Raw genomic sequence first — 13,980 nt, forward strand, 5'->3', positions numbered from 1 at the left:
GGGGCGTCCGAGAGGCTCCGCTGCGGGGCATCCTCACAGTCGTCGGTGCAGGGCGTCGGCGGCCGCGACGAGGTCGGCGGCCCAGCGGGCGCCCGGTCGGCGGCCCATTCGATCGATGGGTCCTGAGACCGAGATCGCGGCGACCACGGCGCCCTGCTGGTCGCGGACCGGGGCGGACACACTGGCGACCCCCGCCGCGCGTTCGCCCGCGCTCTGCGCCCAACCGCGTTTGCGCACTTCGGCGAGGGTGCGGTCGGTGTACGCCGCGTCGGCGAGTATTGCGCGCTGGAGATCGGAATCCCCCCATGCCACCAGTACCTTGGCGGCCGAACCGGCGGTCAGTGGTAGGCGGGAGCCGATGGGGACGGTGTCGCGTAACCCGGCGGGCGGTTCGAGGGCGGCGACGCAGACCCGCTCCTTACCCTCGCGGCAGTACAGCTGCACACTTTCCCCGGTGATCTCACGCAGCCGCGGCAGTATGGCGGTGGCGGCCTCGAGCAGGGGATCGGCGGCGCCGGCCGCGAGTTCGGCGAGTGCGGGCCCGGGCCGCCAGGCCCCGGATCCGTCCCGGGCCAGCAGCCGGTGTGTTTCCAGTCCCACGGCCAGCCGGTGCGCGGTGGCGCGCGGCAATCCGGTGCGCTCGCAGAGCTCGTTGAGACCGCAGGGCCGTTCGGCGACCGCGTATAACACTGCCACCGCTTTGTCCAGGACGCCGATACCGCTATGCTGTCTCATACAACGATATTAGCGTTCCGCATTCTGAGATGCTATTCCAAACAGCCCAGGTGACGTCCTGGAGTGCGGGCGCCTGATTCCAGCTATTGCGTATCCGTGTGGGGTCTCCCCCGGAGCGGATGCCGGGCCCGAAAGGTGATCGCACAATGCCACGTACGCTGGCCGAGAAGGTATGGGAAGAGCATGTCGTCTTTCGCGGTGAAGGCGAGGGCGAGGGTCGCGAACCCGATCTGATCTACATCGATCTGCATCTGGTGCACGAGGTCACCAGCCCGCAGGCGTTCGACGGCCTGCGCGCGGCCGGCCGGCCGGTGCGCCGGCCCGATCTCACCATCGCGACCGAGGACCACAACGTCCCCACGATCGATATCGACAAACCGATCGCGGACCCGATTTCGCGGACCCAGGTGGAAACGCTGCGCCGTAACTGCGCGGAATTCGGTATCCGGCTGCATCCGATGGGCGATCTCGAACAGGGCATCGTGCACGTGGTGGGACCGCAGCTGGGGCTGACCCAGCCGGGAACCACCGTGGTGTGCGGGGACAGCCACACCTCCACCCACGGCGCGTTCGGCGCGCTGGCCATGGGAATCGGCACGAGCGAGGTCGAGCATGTGCTGGCCACTCAAACGTTGTCGCTGCGGCCGTTCAAGACGATGGCGATCACCGTGGACGGTGCGCTGCCGCCCGGCGTGACCAGTAAAGACCTCATTCTGGCGGTGATCGCCGAAATTGGTACCGGCGGCGGCCAGGGATATGTCCTCGAGTATCGCGGTGAGGCCATTCGCAATATGTCGATGGAAGCGCGGATGACGATCTGCAATATGTCCATCGAAGCGGGCGCCCGGGCCGGAATGATTGCGCCGGACCAAACCACCTACGAGTTCCTGAAAGGCCGCCCGCACGCCCCGCAGGGCGCCGAGTGGGATGCCGCGGTGGCGGCGTGGGACGCGCTGAAGACCGATGAGGGTGCCGTTTTCGACCGGGAAGTGCATATCGATGCGAGCGCACTGACGCCGTTCGTCACCTGGGGTACCAACCCGGGCCAGGGTCTGCCGCTGGGGGCGAATATCCCGGATCCGGCGCAGATCGCCGACGAAAACGCCCGCGACTCCGCGGAGAAGGCCCTGCGCTACATGGACCTGACCCCGGGTATGCCGCTGCGGGACGTCGTGGTGGACACGGTGTTCGTCGGATCCTGCACCAACGGCCGGATCGAGGATCTGCGGGCCGTGGCCGGGGTCCTGAAGGGCCGCAAGGTCGCCGACGGGGTCCGGATGCTGGTGGTACCGGGGTCGATGCGGGTGCGCGCGCAGGCGGAGGAGGAGGGTCTGGGCGAGATCTTCACCGCCGCCGGGGCCGAATGGCGGCAGGCCGGATGCTCGATGTGCCTGGGGATGAACCCGGATCAGCTCGAGCCGGGCCAGCGGTGCGCGTCCACCTCGAATCGCAATTTCGAGGGCCGGCAGGGCAAAGGTGGCCGTACCCATCTGGTATCGCCGCTCGTGGCCGCCGCGACCGCTGTCCGGGGCACGCTCTCGGCGCCCGCCGATCTCAACTGAGCCCCCGGTCGCATTCCGAAACGTACTTATAGCCGAAACAGGAGAAATACGATGGAAGCCTTCAGTGTGCACAAGGGGATCGGCGTCCCGTTGCGCCGGTCCAATGTCGACACCGACCAGATCATCCCCGCCGTCTATCTGAAGCGCGTCACTCGAACGGGATTCGAAGACGGCCTGTTCGCGGCCTGGCGCGGGGACGAGGACTTCATTCTGAACACGGAGCCGTACAAGCACGGCACAGTGCTGGTGGCGGGACCGGATTTCGGTACCGGATCATCGCGTGAGCACGCTGTCTGGGCGCTCATGGACTATGGCTTTCGGGTAGTTATCTCTTCACGTTTCGCCGACATCTTCCGCGGTAATGCGGGCAAGGGCGGTCTGGTGGCCGCGCGAATGTCACAGAATGATGTCGAATTGCTCTGGAAGTTGCTCGAGGAACAACCCGGACTGGAATTGGTTGTGGACCTCGCCGCGCGCACGGTGACGGCAGGAACCATCGTGTTGCCGTTCGATATTGACGACTACACCAGGTGGCGCCTCCTGGAGGGTTTGGACGACATCGGCCTGACGCTGCGACGTAGTGATGTGATCGCCGAGTTCGAAAAGGCAAGGCCAGGTTGGAAACCAAAGACCCTGCCGGAACCTATTTCGCAGGCGTAATGTTCTCGGCCTCTTAGAGGCCGCTCAGATGTCGTGGTAGCTGGGCGTGTGCTAGACCACATGAATTTTGGCGTGGCACATAGACTCTTGCCCAATGTGGGTTTACCGTGGTACCTAGTCGGTCCGACGACGGGCCATTAGTCTGCGGAGGATTCAATGAACAAGGCGGAACTGATCGACGTTCTGACCGAAAAGTTGGGTACTGACAGGCGCACGGCCACCGCGGCAGTCGAGCATGTGGTCGATACGATCGTGCGTGCGGTACACAAAGGGCAGAGCGTCACCATCACCGGATTCGGTGTGTTCGAACAGCGTAAGAGGGCTGCCCGGGTGGCGCGGAATCCGCGTACCGGGGAAACCGTCAAGGTGAAGCCCACTTCGGTGCCGGCGTTCCGGCCCGGCGCTCAGTTCAAGGCGGTAATCGCGGGTAAACAGAAGCTCGCGGCGACCGGACCCGCGGTGAAACGCGGTGTCAATGCTCCTGTGGCGGCCAAGAAATCCACAGCGAAGAAGACAACGGCAAAGAAAACCACTGCCAAGAAGACCGCCACCAAGGCCCCCGCCAAATCGACGGCCCGTAAGACGGCCACGAAGGCACCGGCCAAGAGCACCGCCGCGAAGAAGGCGGCGACCAAGAAGGCCACGGCCAAGAAGACCACGGCCAAGAAGGTCACCGCCAAGGCCACGGCGAAGAAAACCGCCGCCAAGGCCACCGCCAAGAAGACCACGGCGGCCAAGAAGGCCACGACCGCGAAGCGGACCCCGGCCAAGAAGACCGCGAAAAGGGCTCGCTGACCCGCGAGCCGGAGCCACCGAAGGCTTTCCGACCAGCGCACGGTGCTGGTCGCCGGGTGGGTCGGGCCTCATCTGGGCCCGGCGGCACACGACAACCGACAACCGAAACGCCGGACGGACAAGCCCCCGGGCGATCCCCGGGGGCGTGACCGTGTCTTCTGGGCCCTACGGGCCCACTACACCCGCCCTGCCCAGGGGTTCTCCGCTACAGAGCCACCGCGGGCGCGGTATCGACCGAGAGCGATCGGTCCAGATGGTCGGCCGCCACGAGGCGTTCGCCCGCGAACGACAGCACCCATACCGAACCCTTCCGGGTTCGCGCGGGTGACAGGCGCATCCCATCGCGCTCGGCCCACCAGCGGACCAGATCCGGAATGGCATCGCCCTGGCTGCAGAATACGGGCACATTCCGGGCCGTCAGCGCCAGCGACCGGATCCGCTCACGCGCTTTCTCGGTGTCCCCGGCGTAGCCGATATCGCCCAGTAGCGGTTCCACCGCCACTTTCACCCCGAGGTCCTCGGCCAGGGGGGTCACCGTCTGCACACAGCGCAGCGGTTCGGCGGAGAAGACCTCCCCGACGCCGAAGGCCTGCAGATTCGGGACCAGCGCCAGAGCCTGCTGGTACCCGGCCAACTCGAGTGGGCGTTGCTCGTCGGGGCCTTTGAAACGGTCGCGGCGGCCCGCTTTCGCATGCCGGACCACCAGCGCGGTCCGGGTATCGGGCGGTAGCCGGGTGAAAGCCCGCACGATCTGACGATCCATCGGATACGACAGCGCCGACATCACCGTATCCAGCGGACACCAGGTGAGTGCGTCGACTTCGTTGTTGGCGGTGAATTCCCCGCTCAGGACTTCCGCGGCCCAGTAGTCGACCCGTTTCATCTTGCGGTGACCGGTGATCGGATAGGTGACCTTGCCCAGATAGCGACCCAGCCGCGGCCGCAATCCGGTTTCCTCCTCGGTTTCGCGGGCGGCGGCGAGCACCGGTGTCTCACCGGGATCGAGCTTTCCCTTCGGCAGCGACCAATCCTGGTATTTGGGCCGCCGGATCACGGCGATATCGATACCGCCGGAGGAGAGCAGCGAATGCCGCCACAGCACAGTGCCGGCCGCGTAGATATTGGGGCCGGTGCGCGGATCGGGATACGACGGTGGTGTATGCCCGCGGTTCACTGCTGATCCGGGCGGCGCAGGCGCATCAGCGCGACCTGGTGGTCGCGGACCTCGATACCGTTGCCGTCGGGGCCGGTGCCCGCCTGATCGGGACTGGATCTCCAATTGCCGTCGGGGTCCAGGACCCAGCAGCGGGTCATCGGATGCAGCGCGGATTCGAATATCGAATCCAGCCGCTCGCACAGCTTCGGATCCTTCACCTGGGCCATCACCTCGACACGGCGATCCAGATTGCGGTGCATCATATCGGCGCTGCCGATCCAGAACTCGTCCTGAGCCCGGAAGTTCAGGATGCGGGAATGCTCGAGCACCCGGCCGAGGATGGAACGCACCTCGATGTTCTCGCTCATACCCTCCACGCCCGCGCGCAGCCCGCAGATACTGCGCACCACAATGCGCACCGGTACGCCCGCCTGGGACGCGCGGTAGAGGGCGTCGATCACCTGTTCGTCGACGAGCGCGTTGGCCTTCAACCGGATCCCGGCCTCCGCGCCGGAGCGGGCCAGCTCGATCTCCTTGTCGATCCGGGAGATGATCCCGGCCCGGATTCCGTGCGGGGCGACGAGGATATTGCGGTAGTCGGACTTACGGGAATAGCCGGTGAGCGAATTGAACAGATCGGTGAGATCCGCACCGATCTCCGGTGCGGCGGTGAGCAGGCCGACGTCCTCGTAGAGCCGAGCGGTTTTCGGGTTGTAGTTGCCGGTGCCGATATGGCAGTACCGGCGGATGGTCGAACCCTCCCGGCGCACCACCAGACAGGTCTTGCAGTGCGTTTTCAGCCCGACGAGACCGTAGACCACGTGCACGCCCGCCTGTTCCAGGGTGCGTGCCCATTTGATGTTGGCCTGCTCGTCGAATCGGGCCTTGATCTCGACCAGTGCCACCACCTGTTTACCGGCCTCGGCCGCATCGATGAGCGCGTTCACGATCGGCGAATCACCGGAGGTCCGGTACAGGGTCTGTTTGATGGCCAGCACCTGGGGATCGGCCGCGGCCTGTTCGATGAACCGCTGCACGCTGGTGGAGAACGAATCGTAGGGGTGGTGCACCAGTACATCGCCCTCGCGCAGCGCCGCGAACACATTGCGCGGTGTCTCCCGCTCGCCGAACGCCGGCGGGGTGGCCGGGACGTAGGGGGCGTCCTTCAGATTCGGGCGGTCCACACCGTAGACCTGCCACAGGCACGACAGGTCGAGCAGCCCGGGCACCTGGATGACATCGCCCGGATCCACCTCGAGCTCGCGCAGCAGCAGGTCGAGCATATGCTCGGTCATATCGTCGGAGACCTCGAGCCGCACCGGCGAACCGAAGCGGCGGCGGGCCAGTTCGCGTTCGAGAGCCTGCAGCAGATCCTCGTCGCGATCCTCGTCGACCTCGAAATCGGCGTTACGGGTGATCCGGAACGAATGGTGCTCCACCACCGTCATCCCGGGGAACAGCTGATCCAGATGCGCCGCGATCAGCGCTTCCATCGGCAGGAAGGCCGCGATCGAGCCGCCGTTGCCGGAGTTCGGACGGCGCACCCGGACGAACCGGTCCACATTGTCGGGCACCTTCACCCGGGCGAAATGCTCGCCGCCGGTGGTCTCGTCCTGGACCGTCACCGCGAGATTCAGGCTCAGGCCGCTGATATACGGGAACGGATGCGCGGGATCCACGGCCAGGGGTGTGAGCACGGGGAAAACCTGGTCCTGGAAATGCGCGGACAGCCGCTGCCGTTCGGCATCGTGCAGTTCGGCCCAGTCGATGATCTCGATGCCCTCGCCGGTGAGCGCGGGCAGGACCTCCTCGAGGAAGACCTCGGCGTGGCGGACGGCGAGATCCTGGGTGCGGGCCGCGATCAGCGCGAGTTGCTCGTTGGGAGTGAGGCCGTCGGCGGAGCGGACCGAAAGGCCGGTTTCGGCGCGGCGTTTGAGCCCGGCCACGCGGACCATATAGAACTCGTCGAGATTCGACGCGAAGATGGCCAGGAATTTCGCGCGCTCCAGCAACGGCAGCGAACTGTCCTCGGCGAGGGCCAGAACACGGGCGTTGAAATCGAGCCAGCTCAATTCCCGGTTGAGGTAGCGATCGGCCGGCAAACGCGGTCCGTCGCCGTCGAAGGGGATCTGGGTGGCGGCCGGAGGTGGAGTGGGTAGCACCTGTTGCTGCTTGAAGATTTCCGTATCGCTCACCCCTACGATCATTCCCTACGAACCGGTGGGTTCGCATATACGCGAGGTGACTGTTATCTCGAGTTCATGCGGTGGCGACTGCCTAGCACACCTGGGTGACCGTCTCCCGAACGTGACGTGGCCAGCCCGGTTCGTCCAACAGGGCGGCGGTATCGCGGCCGGGGCCCAGGGCGAGGACCGCCGCCAGATCCTCGGGGGTGTCGATATCGCGGCGCAGCCCCGGCCAGTGGCCGTGCAGTTCGTGCGCGCCGTCGTCGCGGTGCCGGTGAGCGGAATCACGGCCGAATCGCGGACGTAGCGCGACTCCCGGCGGTGCCAGCAGGGCGGCGGTGCCGGTGCCGGCGTGGTCGGCGACCAGGGCCCGGCTGTGCGCGGGGGCCGCGGCCAGAACGGCGGACAGCTCGGCCGGGCGCAGCGCGGGAAGATCGGCCTGCAGGGCCAGCAATCCGATCTCCCCGTGGCGGGCCCGCAGCGCCGCCGCCGCATCGGCCAGTGCCGTGTTGAGACCGTCCGCGCCGCCCCCGGCGGGCTCCGGGTGAACCTGCGCGCCGAGCGCACGGACCGTATCGGCGACCGCGGCGTCGGGGGTGACCACCGTGATCGAGGCGACGCCCGGGACCGCGCCCGCCGCCCGCACGGTATCGGCCAGCATGGCCAGTACCAGCCTCGACCGCTGTTCGCGGGCCAGCACCCCGGCCAGCCTGCTCTTGGCGCTCTCCAGGGTTTTCACCGCGATGACGGCGTGCACGGTGTGCGGGCACATGGCCCCATCCTGTCATGGCATATTGGGCTGATGACGAGGGCGGCGGTACTGGGTGCGGGATCGTGGGGAACGGCATTCGCGAAGGTGTTGGCGGACGCGGGAACCGAGGTCACCGTCTGGGCCCGCCGGCCCGAGGTCGCCGAGGCGCTGGCGACCGATCATCGCAACCCGTACTACCTGCCGGGAGTGCAGCTCCCGCCCGTTTCCGCCACCGACGACCACACGCGGGCCCTGGACGGCGCCGAGATCGTGGTGCTCGCCGTGCCGTCGCAATCGCTGCGCGCGAACCTGAAACTGTGGTCGCCGGCCATCGGAACCGACGCGACGCTGCTGAGCCTGGCCAAGGGGATCGAAAGCGGCACCCTGCTGCGGATGAGCGAGGTCATCGCCGAAGTCAGTGGGGCGGATCCGAGCCGGATCGCGGTGCTGTCGGGACCCAACCTCGCCAAGGAGATCGCGGCCGGGCAACCGGCGGCCACCGTGGTGGGCTGTCCCGACGCCGCCCGCGCCGTGGCGGTGCAGCAGGCCTGCGTCACCGGCTACTTCCGGCCCTACACCAACACCGATGTGATCGGCTGCGAAATCGGCGGGGCCTGCAAGAACGTCATCGCGCTGGCCTGCGGGATCGCCTCGGGTATGGGGTACGGCGACAACTCGCTGGCCGGTCTGATGACCCGGGGGCTGGCCGAGATCATCCGGCTCGGTGTCGCGCTCGGCGCGGAGCCGGTGACCCTGGCGGGCCTGGCCGGTATCGGCGATCTGATCGCCACCTGCACCTCACCGCTGTCGCGCAACCGCTCGTTCGGGCAGGTGCTCGGCAGCGGGGGATCCATGCAGGCGGCGCAGGAGGCCACGCACGGGCAGGTTGCCGAGGGCGTGAAATCCTGCTCCTCGGTGCGGTCGCTGGCCGCCGCGCACGGGGTGGAAATGCCGCTCACCGAGGCGGTACACGGGGTGTGCCACGAGGGGCTGGCGGTGCAGTCGGCGGTGGAGATGCTGCTGGGGCGCCGGATCAAATCCGAATAGCCCCGCCCGGCGGTGCGCGAGGGTTGCCGGAGGTCGCGGCAGGGTACCGTTCGAACATGGATCGGATCAGGGTTGCCGTGGTTTTCGGCGGGCGCAGTAACGAGCACCGGGTGTCGTGCGTATCGGCCGGAGCTGTGCTGCGCAATCTCGATCCGCAGCGGTACGAGGCGGTGCCGATCGGGATCACCACCGAGGGCACCTGGGTGCTCGCCGGCGGCGATACCGCGGCCCTGGCCCGCCACGACCGGACCCTGCCGTCGGTTACCGGCGGCGGCCCCGAACTGGTGCTGGCCGCCGACCCCAGCCGCCCCGGAACGCTGGTGCCGCTCGACGATCCGCAGGCCACCCTCGAAACCGTCGACCTGGTCTTCCCCGTATTGCACGGAGCCTTCGGCGAGGACGGCACGGTCCAGGGCATGCTGGAGCTGGCGGGCATCCCGTACGTGGGCCCCGGCGTATTGGCGAGCGCGGCCGGTATGGACAAGGAATTCACCAAGAAACTGCTCGCCGCCGACGATCTGCCGGTAGGCGTGCAGGTGGTGCTCCGGCCCGGGACCGCGACCCTGGCGCCGGAGGATCGGCAGCGGCTGGGCCTGCCGGTGTTCGTGAAACCGGCGCGCGGCGGATCGTCCATCGGGATAACCAAGGTCACCGACTGGGCCGATCTGGACGCCGCGCTGGCGACAGCCCGCGATCACGATCCGAAGGTGATCGTGGAGGCGGCGATCATCGGCCGCGAGGTCGAATGCGGGGTGCTGGAGTTCCCGGACGGCCGGGTCGAGGCCAGCGTGCTCGCGGAGATCAAGATGCCCGAGGAACCGGCCGAGGCCGCCGCACAGCAGGGCTCGGGGCCCGCTTTCTACGATTTCGACACCAAGTATCTCGACGATGTCTGCGAATTCGATGTGCCGGCCAAACTGGACGACGACGTCGCCGACGAGGTGCGGGCGATGGCGGTCCGCGCGTTCCGCGCGCTGGACTGCCAGGGGCTGGCCCGGGTGGATTTCTTCGTCACCGCGGCCGGCCCGGTGATCAACGAGATCAACACGATGCCCGGTTTCACGCCGATCTCCATGTACCCCCGGATGTGGGAGCACACCGGAATCACCTACAGCGAACTGCTCACCACGCTGATCGATACGGCGCTGGCGCGGGGTATCGGGCTGCGCTGAGCCGGCCGCGCGCGGTTCCGCCGCGGGCCGGGGTTTCGGTTGCGCGGCGGACCGCCACTGCTCAATTCGGTAGTTCACCCGGGTCGATCGGGCGTGCCGGGAGTTGCGCGGTGATCGTGTCCGATACCGCCTGCAACGGTGTGGGGCCGGATCCGTCGGGAACGGTCAGGGCGATATAGGTTTCGCGGTCCACCGCGAACCAGGTGGCGGTGGCCGCGGCGTCGTCGCGGATCTCGAACCACTGCACTCCGTTGACGATCTGCAGCGCGGAGGCCCGGTTGAATTCCAGCGGCCGGTCGAGTCCGCAACGCAGCACGATGGGTTCGCCGCCGTCGGGGCGCTGCCACGCCATGGTCGCCGGAGGCACCGGTTCGACCAGGCTCGCGCGAGTGAAATCACCCATATCGGCTGGGAGGGCGGGCATCAGTGTGGTGCACGCGGGGCCGTCGGCCGCGGGCGCGGGGACCGGACCCAGTGCCACGGGTTCGGGCTCGGCCGGAGCCCGCAGGACCAGCACCGCGGCGACCACGACGCCCACGAGAAGGGCCACCGGCAACGCCACCGCGGTGGCGATCAACGCGGGGGGATAGGGCGTCCGGCCGGATTCGCCGTTATCGGCATCGCCGGCGCCTTCGGTGTCCCCCGTGGCCCCGGTATCGGCGACGTTCTCCGGTTCCCCGGAGACACCGGTGCTCTCCGGTTCGCGCCGGCCTTCCGGGTTCGGCTGCGGGGCGTCCACCGCGGGCGGCTCGGTCTCCGGCGCATCGGGAACACCGGGGCCCTCGGGTTCGCCGGCGGCCCCCGGATTCGGTGGGTTGTCCTGCACCGATCCGTCGGCTTCCGGGGAATCGGCGTCCCGGTCCGGCGATGTCCCCGGCATCCTCGGCGGTCCTTTCGTCGAACGGACTGCGCGGCATCCCGCTGCCGCGCCTGGTCACCGGGCACAGGGTACCGTCGGTCCGGGGTGGGCCGGCGCAGGGCCGGGGAACGGCGGGCAACCGGTCGCGACAGCAAACGAGGAAGGGCCGCACGATCAGTACAGGACCGACGGTCGGGGAGATGGGTGAATTCGCCCTGATCGCCCGGATCAATCAAGGCCGGACACAGGGTCCGGCGGTCCGGCTCGGCCCGGGTGACGACGCCGCGGTGCTGGCGGCAGCGCGCGGCCACTTTGCGGTGAGCACGGATATGTTGATCGAGGACCGCCATTTCCGGCGGGACTGGTCGAGTCCCGAGGACATCGGCCGCAAGGCGATCGCGCAGAATGCCGCCGATATCTATGCCATGGGAGCGGAACCGACCGGCTATGTCATCGGAGTGGGGATTCCACCCGACACCCCGGCCGAAGCGGTGCTGCGGCTGGCCGACGGATTCTGGGATGAGGCCGCGCGGGCGGGCGGTTCCGTCGCCGGCGGCGATATCGTGCGCAGCCCGCACTGGGTGATCTCGGTGACCGCCTTCGGTGACCCGCTGGATGACGCGTATATCCCCCGGTCCGGTGCGCGGGCGGGCGGCACGGTCGCGATCGCGGGCAGCCCGGGATGGTCCGCGGCGGGGTATGCCGTGCTCACGGCACCGGAGGTCGCCGGGAACGCGGAAACGCAACGGGCGCTGGCCGCGCATCGTGCGCCGCGTCCGCCCTACGATCTGGTGCGGTCCGCGATCCGTGACGGCCGCGCACCCGGGGCGCTCACCGATATCTCCGACGGACTGCTGGCCGATCTGGGACATCTGGCGGATGCGTCGGGCGTCGCGATCGACGTCGATTTCGCCGCACTGGCCGACCCGGCGCTGCGGCGCTGCGCCGACGCGCTGGAAGGCGATGCGCGGCAATGGATCCTGACCGGCGGTGAGGACCATGTGTTCGCCGGTGTCTGGCCGCCCGGGTCGGCGCCGCCGTCCGGCTGGACCGCGATCGGGAGTATCGAGGCCGGTCAGGGCGTTACGGTCGGCGGCGTCCGGTACGAGGGTCCCACCGGGTGGGAAGCGTTCGCGGGGACGGAGTCGGCGAAATCGGACCGGTCACGATAGGTTGTGCGGTCATGGGCACGAAACCACTCGCGGACATCATCGATCCGGGCTGGGCGAAAGCGCTGGATCCGGTGGCCGATCGCATTGCGGCGATGGGCGAATTCCTGCGTGCCGAGAACACCGCGGGTCGCGGGTATCTACCCGCCGGGGACAACGTGCTGCGCGCCTTCCGGTACCCGTTCGAGGGCGTGCGGGTGCTGATCGTCGGCCAGGACCCGTACCCGACCCCCGGGCATCCGATGGGGTTGAGCTTCTCGGTAGCGCCCGATGTTTCGCCGGTACCGCGCAGCCTGGCCAATATCTTCGCCGAATACAGCAAGGATCTCGGTCATCCGACGCCCGCGTGCGGCGATCTGAGCCCCTGGTCCGATCAGGGTGTCCTGATGCTGAACCGGGTGCTGACGGTTTCGCCCGGAAAACCCGCCTCGCATCGCGGCAAAGGCTGGGAGCAGGTCACCGAACAGGCGATCCGGGCGCTGGTCGCGCGCGACGAACCGCTGGTGGCCGTTCTGTGGGGTCGTGACGCGGCCTCGTTGAAACCGGTGCTGGCCGAGGCCGAGGTGCCCTGTATCGAATCCGTGCACCCGTCACCGCTGTCGGCGTCGCGGGGATTCTTCGGTTCGCGTCCGTTCTCCCGGGTCAACGAACTCCTGGACGAACTCGGCGCCGAGCCGGTGGACTGGCGCCTGCCCTGACCGGGCGTCGAAAGAGAAACAAGTGAGGAGCACACCATGAAACTGCGCGGCATCACCGCCTCGCTCGCACTGGGCGCCGCCCTGTCGGGCGCGGCCGGGGCTACGGCCGGAGCGGCCCCCCTGCGGCTGGAGCCGTCCCCGATCACCGAGCCCGCGCCGGTCGCCGAGGATTTCACCTCGAACGGATCGTCCACGATTTCGGCATCGGTCAACGCCAAGGGCGCATGCCTGTTCCAGCGGACCCTGAGCGCCATGGACCTGGACTGCTGATTTGTCCGTTCATACGGCGTAACGTCCGCATATTTGCGATGCTGAAAATCGTGAGTAATGCGAACAATCTGCTCGATCCCGTCCGGCTGCGACTTCGCGGCTCGGGCGGGATCGAGCTCGTTGCGGACCAGTACGGCCCACCCGACGGCGCTCCCGTGCTGTTCCTGCACGGCGGCGGCCAGACCCGGCACTCCTGGAAACAGACCGGTGCACAGCTCGGCGCCGCCGGGATCCGGGCGGTCACACTCGACGCCCGGGGCCACGGCGACAGCCAGTGGGCACCCGATCGCGACTACCGCTACGAGGCGATGGTCGGCGATGTGCACGCGATCCTCGAACAGCTCGGCGGCGGACCGGCGGTGGTGGTCGGCGCCAGTATGGGCGGTATCACCGGACTGCTGGCGACCGCCGCGCCGGGCGGGCAGGCCATCTCGGCGCTGGTGCTGGTCGATATCGTGACCCGCCCCGAACCCGAAGGTGTGAACCGGGTCCTCACCTTCCTCAGCAAGAATCCCGACGGTTTCGCGACCCTGGACGAAGCCGCCGACGCGGTCTCCGAATATCTTCCGCACCGGCCGCGCCCCAAATCCAACACCGGACTGTTGCGCAATCTGCGCGAACGCGACGGCCGCTGGTACTGGCACTGGGATCCGGGCATCCTCGGCGACAAATCCGCCGATCCCGACCAGATGGCCCACACTCTGAACGACACCGCCCGGGCGCTGACCATACCGGTACTGCTGGTCCGTGGATTGCAGTCGGATGTGGTCAGCGCCGAGGGCGCGGCCGAATTCCAGGCCCTGGTACCCCATGCCGAGATCGTCGAAATCGGTAATGCGGCGCATACCGCCGCCGGTGACGACAACGACGCCTTCACCGAGGCGGTGACGAAATTCGTCCTGACGTCGCGCTGAACCGGC

14 protein-coding genes are annotated in these 13,980 nt (G+C 68.0%); 9 read left to right on the plus strand and 5 right to left on the minus strand.

Annotated features, from left to right (window positions below; genetic code table 11):
• Positions 1-33: 33 nt before the first annotated feature.
• Positions 34-735, minus strand: coding sequence for an IclR family transcriptional regulator (locus AB0F41_RS13540; protein ID WP_357423393.1), 702 nt, complete (start codon positions 733-735; stop codon positions 34-36).
• Between the two features lie 146 nt (positions 736-881).
• Here AB0F41_RS13540 and leuC point away from each other — a divergent pair, with 146 nt between their 5' ends.
• From leuC to AB0F41_RS13555, 3 genes are all read left to right on the plus strand, one after another.
• Positions 882-2,297, plus strand: a complete 1,416-nt coding sequence (gene leuC / locus AB0F41_RS13545) for a 3-isopropylmalate dehydratase large subunit (RefSeq protein WP_357423395.1) — start codon at positions 882-884, stop codon at positions 2,295-2,297.
• A gap of 51 nt (positions 2,298-2,348) precedes the next feature.
• Positions 2,349-2,957 carry a 3-isopropylmalate dehydratase small subunit gene (gene leuD / locus AB0F41_RS13550; protein WP_357423397.1) on the plus strand — a complete coding sequence of 203 codons (609 nt, stop codon included), beginning with the start codon at positions 2,349-2,351 and terminating at the stop codon, positions 2,955-2,957.
• Between the two features lie 156 nt (positions 2,958-3,113).
• Complete coding sequence (locus tag AB0F41_RS13555) at positions 3,114-3,752, plus strand: HU family DNA-binding protein (protein ID WP_357423399.1); 639 nt, start codon at positions 3,114-3,116, stop codon at positions 3,750-3,752.
• A 205-nt stretch (positions 3,753-3,957) separates the two neighbouring features.
• Here AB0F41_RS13555 and AB0F41_RS13560 read toward each other — a convergent pair whose 3' ends face one another.
• From AB0F41_RS13560 to cofC, 3 genes are all read right to left on the minus strand, one after another.
• A complete protein-coding gene (locus AB0F41_RS13560; RefSeq protein ID WP_357423401.1) occupies positions 3,958-4,926 on the minus strand; it encodes a bifunctional NUDIX hydrolase/histidine phosphatase family protein in 969 nt (322 codons plus the stop codon).
• Positions 4,923-7,115, minus strand: coding sequence for an RNA degradosome polyphosphate kinase (locus AB0F41_RS13565; RefSeq protein WP_357423403.1), 2,193 nt, complete (start codon positions 7,113-7,115; stop codon positions 4,923-4,925). The genes AB0F41_RS13560 and AB0F41_RS13565 overlap by 4 nt, the downstream gene beginning before the upstream one ends.
• A gap of 70 nt (positions 7,116-7,185) precedes the next feature.
• The gene (cofC, locus tag AB0F41_RS13570) at positions 7,186-7,866 is read right to left on the minus strand and encodes a 2-phospho-L-lactate guanylyltransferase (protein WP_357423405.1); all 681 of its coding nucleotides are present in this window, start codon (positions 7,864-7,866) and stop codon (positions 7,186-7,188) included.
• 30 nt (positions 7,867-7,896) lie between these two features.
• On the opposite strand from cofC, the gene AB0F41_RS13575 reads away from it, so the two are divergent.
• The gene (locus AB0F41_RS13575) at positions 7,897-8,892 is read left to right on the plus strand and encodes an NAD(P)H-dependent glycerol-3-phosphate dehydrogenase (RefSeq protein ID WP_357423407.1); all 996 of its coding nucleotides are present in this window, start codon (positions 7,897-7,899) and stop codon (positions 8,890-8,892) included.
• A gap of 56 nt (positions 8,893-8,948) precedes the next feature.
• Entirely contained in the window at positions 8,949-10,064 is a 1,116-nt protein-coding gene (locus AB0F41_RS13580) for a D-alanine--D-alanine ligase family protein (protein WP_357423409.1), read from the plus strand.
• Positions 10,065-10,125: 61 nt separating this feature from the next.
• Here AB0F41_RS13580 and AB0F41_RS13585 read toward each other — a convergent pair whose 3' ends face one another.
• The gene (locus tag AB0F41_RS13585) at positions 10,126-10,944 is read right to left on the minus strand and encodes a DUF3515 family protein (protein WP_357423411.1); all 819 of its coding nucleotides are present in this window, start codon (positions 10,942-10,944) and stop codon (positions 10,126-10,128) included.
• Between the two features lie 152 nt (positions 10,945-11,096).
• Between AB0F41_RS13585 and AB0F41_RS13590 the strand changes: the two genes are divergently transcribed.
• From AB0F41_RS13590 to AB0F41_RS13605, 4 genes are read left to right on the plus strand one after another with little or no spacing between them, the layout of a single operon-like run.
• Positions 11,097-12,095: a thiamine-phosphate kinase gene (locus AB0F41_RS13590; protein WP_357423467.1), complete on the plus strand. Its 999-nt coding sequence runs from the start codon at positions 11,097-11,099 to the stop codon at positions 12,093-12,095.
• An 11-nt stretch (positions 12,096-12,106) separates the two neighbouring features.
• Positions 12,107-12,790 (plus strand): uracil-DNA glycosylase, encoded by a 684-nt coding sequence (locus AB0F41_RS13595; protein ID WP_357423413.1) that lies wholly within the window; start codon positions 12,107-12,109, stop codon positions 12,788-12,790.
• A 36-nt stretch (positions 12,791-12,826) separates the two neighbouring features.
• Positions 12,827-13,060 carry a hypothetical protein gene (locus tag AB0F41_RS13600; RefSeq protein ID WP_357423415.1) on the plus strand — a complete coding sequence of 78 codons (234 nt, stop codon included), beginning with the start codon at positions 12,827-12,829 and terminating at the stop codon, positions 13,058-13,060.
• Between the two features lie 50 nt (positions 13,061-13,110).
• Positions 13,111-13,974 carry an alpha/beta hydrolase gene (locus tag AB0F41_RS13605; RefSeq protein WP_357423417.1) on the plus strand — a complete coding sequence of 288 codons (864 nt, stop codon included), beginning with the start codon at positions 13,111-13,113 and terminating at the stop codon, positions 13,972-13,974.
• The last annotated feature ends 6 nt before the right edge of the window (positions 13,975-13,980 follow it).

This window comes from Nocardia sp. NPDC024068 (assembly GCF_040638875.1).
Lineage (GTDB): Bacteria > Actinomycetota > Actinomycetes > Mycobacteriales > Mycobacteriaceae > Nocardia.

Excerpts from the sequence above, each read along its gene's own strand:
- AB0F41_RS13540 (WP_357423393.1), bottom strand. The coding sequence starts at position 735 with ATGAGACAGCATAGCGGTATCGGCGTCCTGGACAAAGCGGTGGCAGTG.
- leuC (WP_357423395.1), top strand. The coding sequence starts at position 882 with ATGCCACGTACGCTGGCCGAGAAGGTATGGGAAGAGCATGTCGTCTTT.
- leuD (WP_357423397.1), top strand. The coding sequence starts at position 2,349 with ATGGAAGCCTTCAGTGTGCACAAGGGGATCGGCGTCCCGTTGCGCCGG.
- AB0F41_RS13555 (WP_357423399.1), top strand. The coding sequence starts at position 3,114 with ATGAACAAGGCGGAACTGATCGACGTTCTGACCGAAAAGTTGGGTACT.
- AB0F41_RS13565 (WP_357423403.1), bottom strand. The coding sequence starts at position 7,115 with ATGATCGTAGGGGTGAGCGATACGGAAATCTTCAAGCAGCAACAGGTG.
- cofC (WP_357423405.1), bottom strand. The coding sequence starts at position 7,866 with ATGTGCCCGCACACCGTGCACGCCGTCATCGCGGTGAAAACCCTGGAG.
- AB0F41_RS13575 (WP_357423407.1), top strand. The coding sequence starts at position 7,897 with ATGACGAGGGCGGCGGTACTGGGTGCGGGATCGTGGGGAACGGCATTC.
- AB0F41_RS13580 (WP_357423409.1), top strand. The coding sequence starts at position 8,949 with ATGGATCGGATCAGGGTTGCCGTGGTTTTCGGCGGGCGCAGTAACGAG.
- AB0F41_RS13585 (WP_357423411.1), bottom strand. The coding sequence starts at position 10,944 with ATGCCGGGGACATCGCCGGACCGGGACGCCGATTCCCCGGAAGCCGAC.
- AB0F41_RS13595 (WP_357423413.1), top strand. The coding sequence starts at position 12,107 with ATGGGCACGAAACCACTCGCGGACATCATCGATCCGGGCTGGGCGAAA.
- AB0F41_RS13600 (WP_357423415.1), top strand. The coding sequence starts at position 12,827 with ATGAAACTGCGCGGCATCACCGCCTCGCTCGCACTGGGCGCCGCCCTG.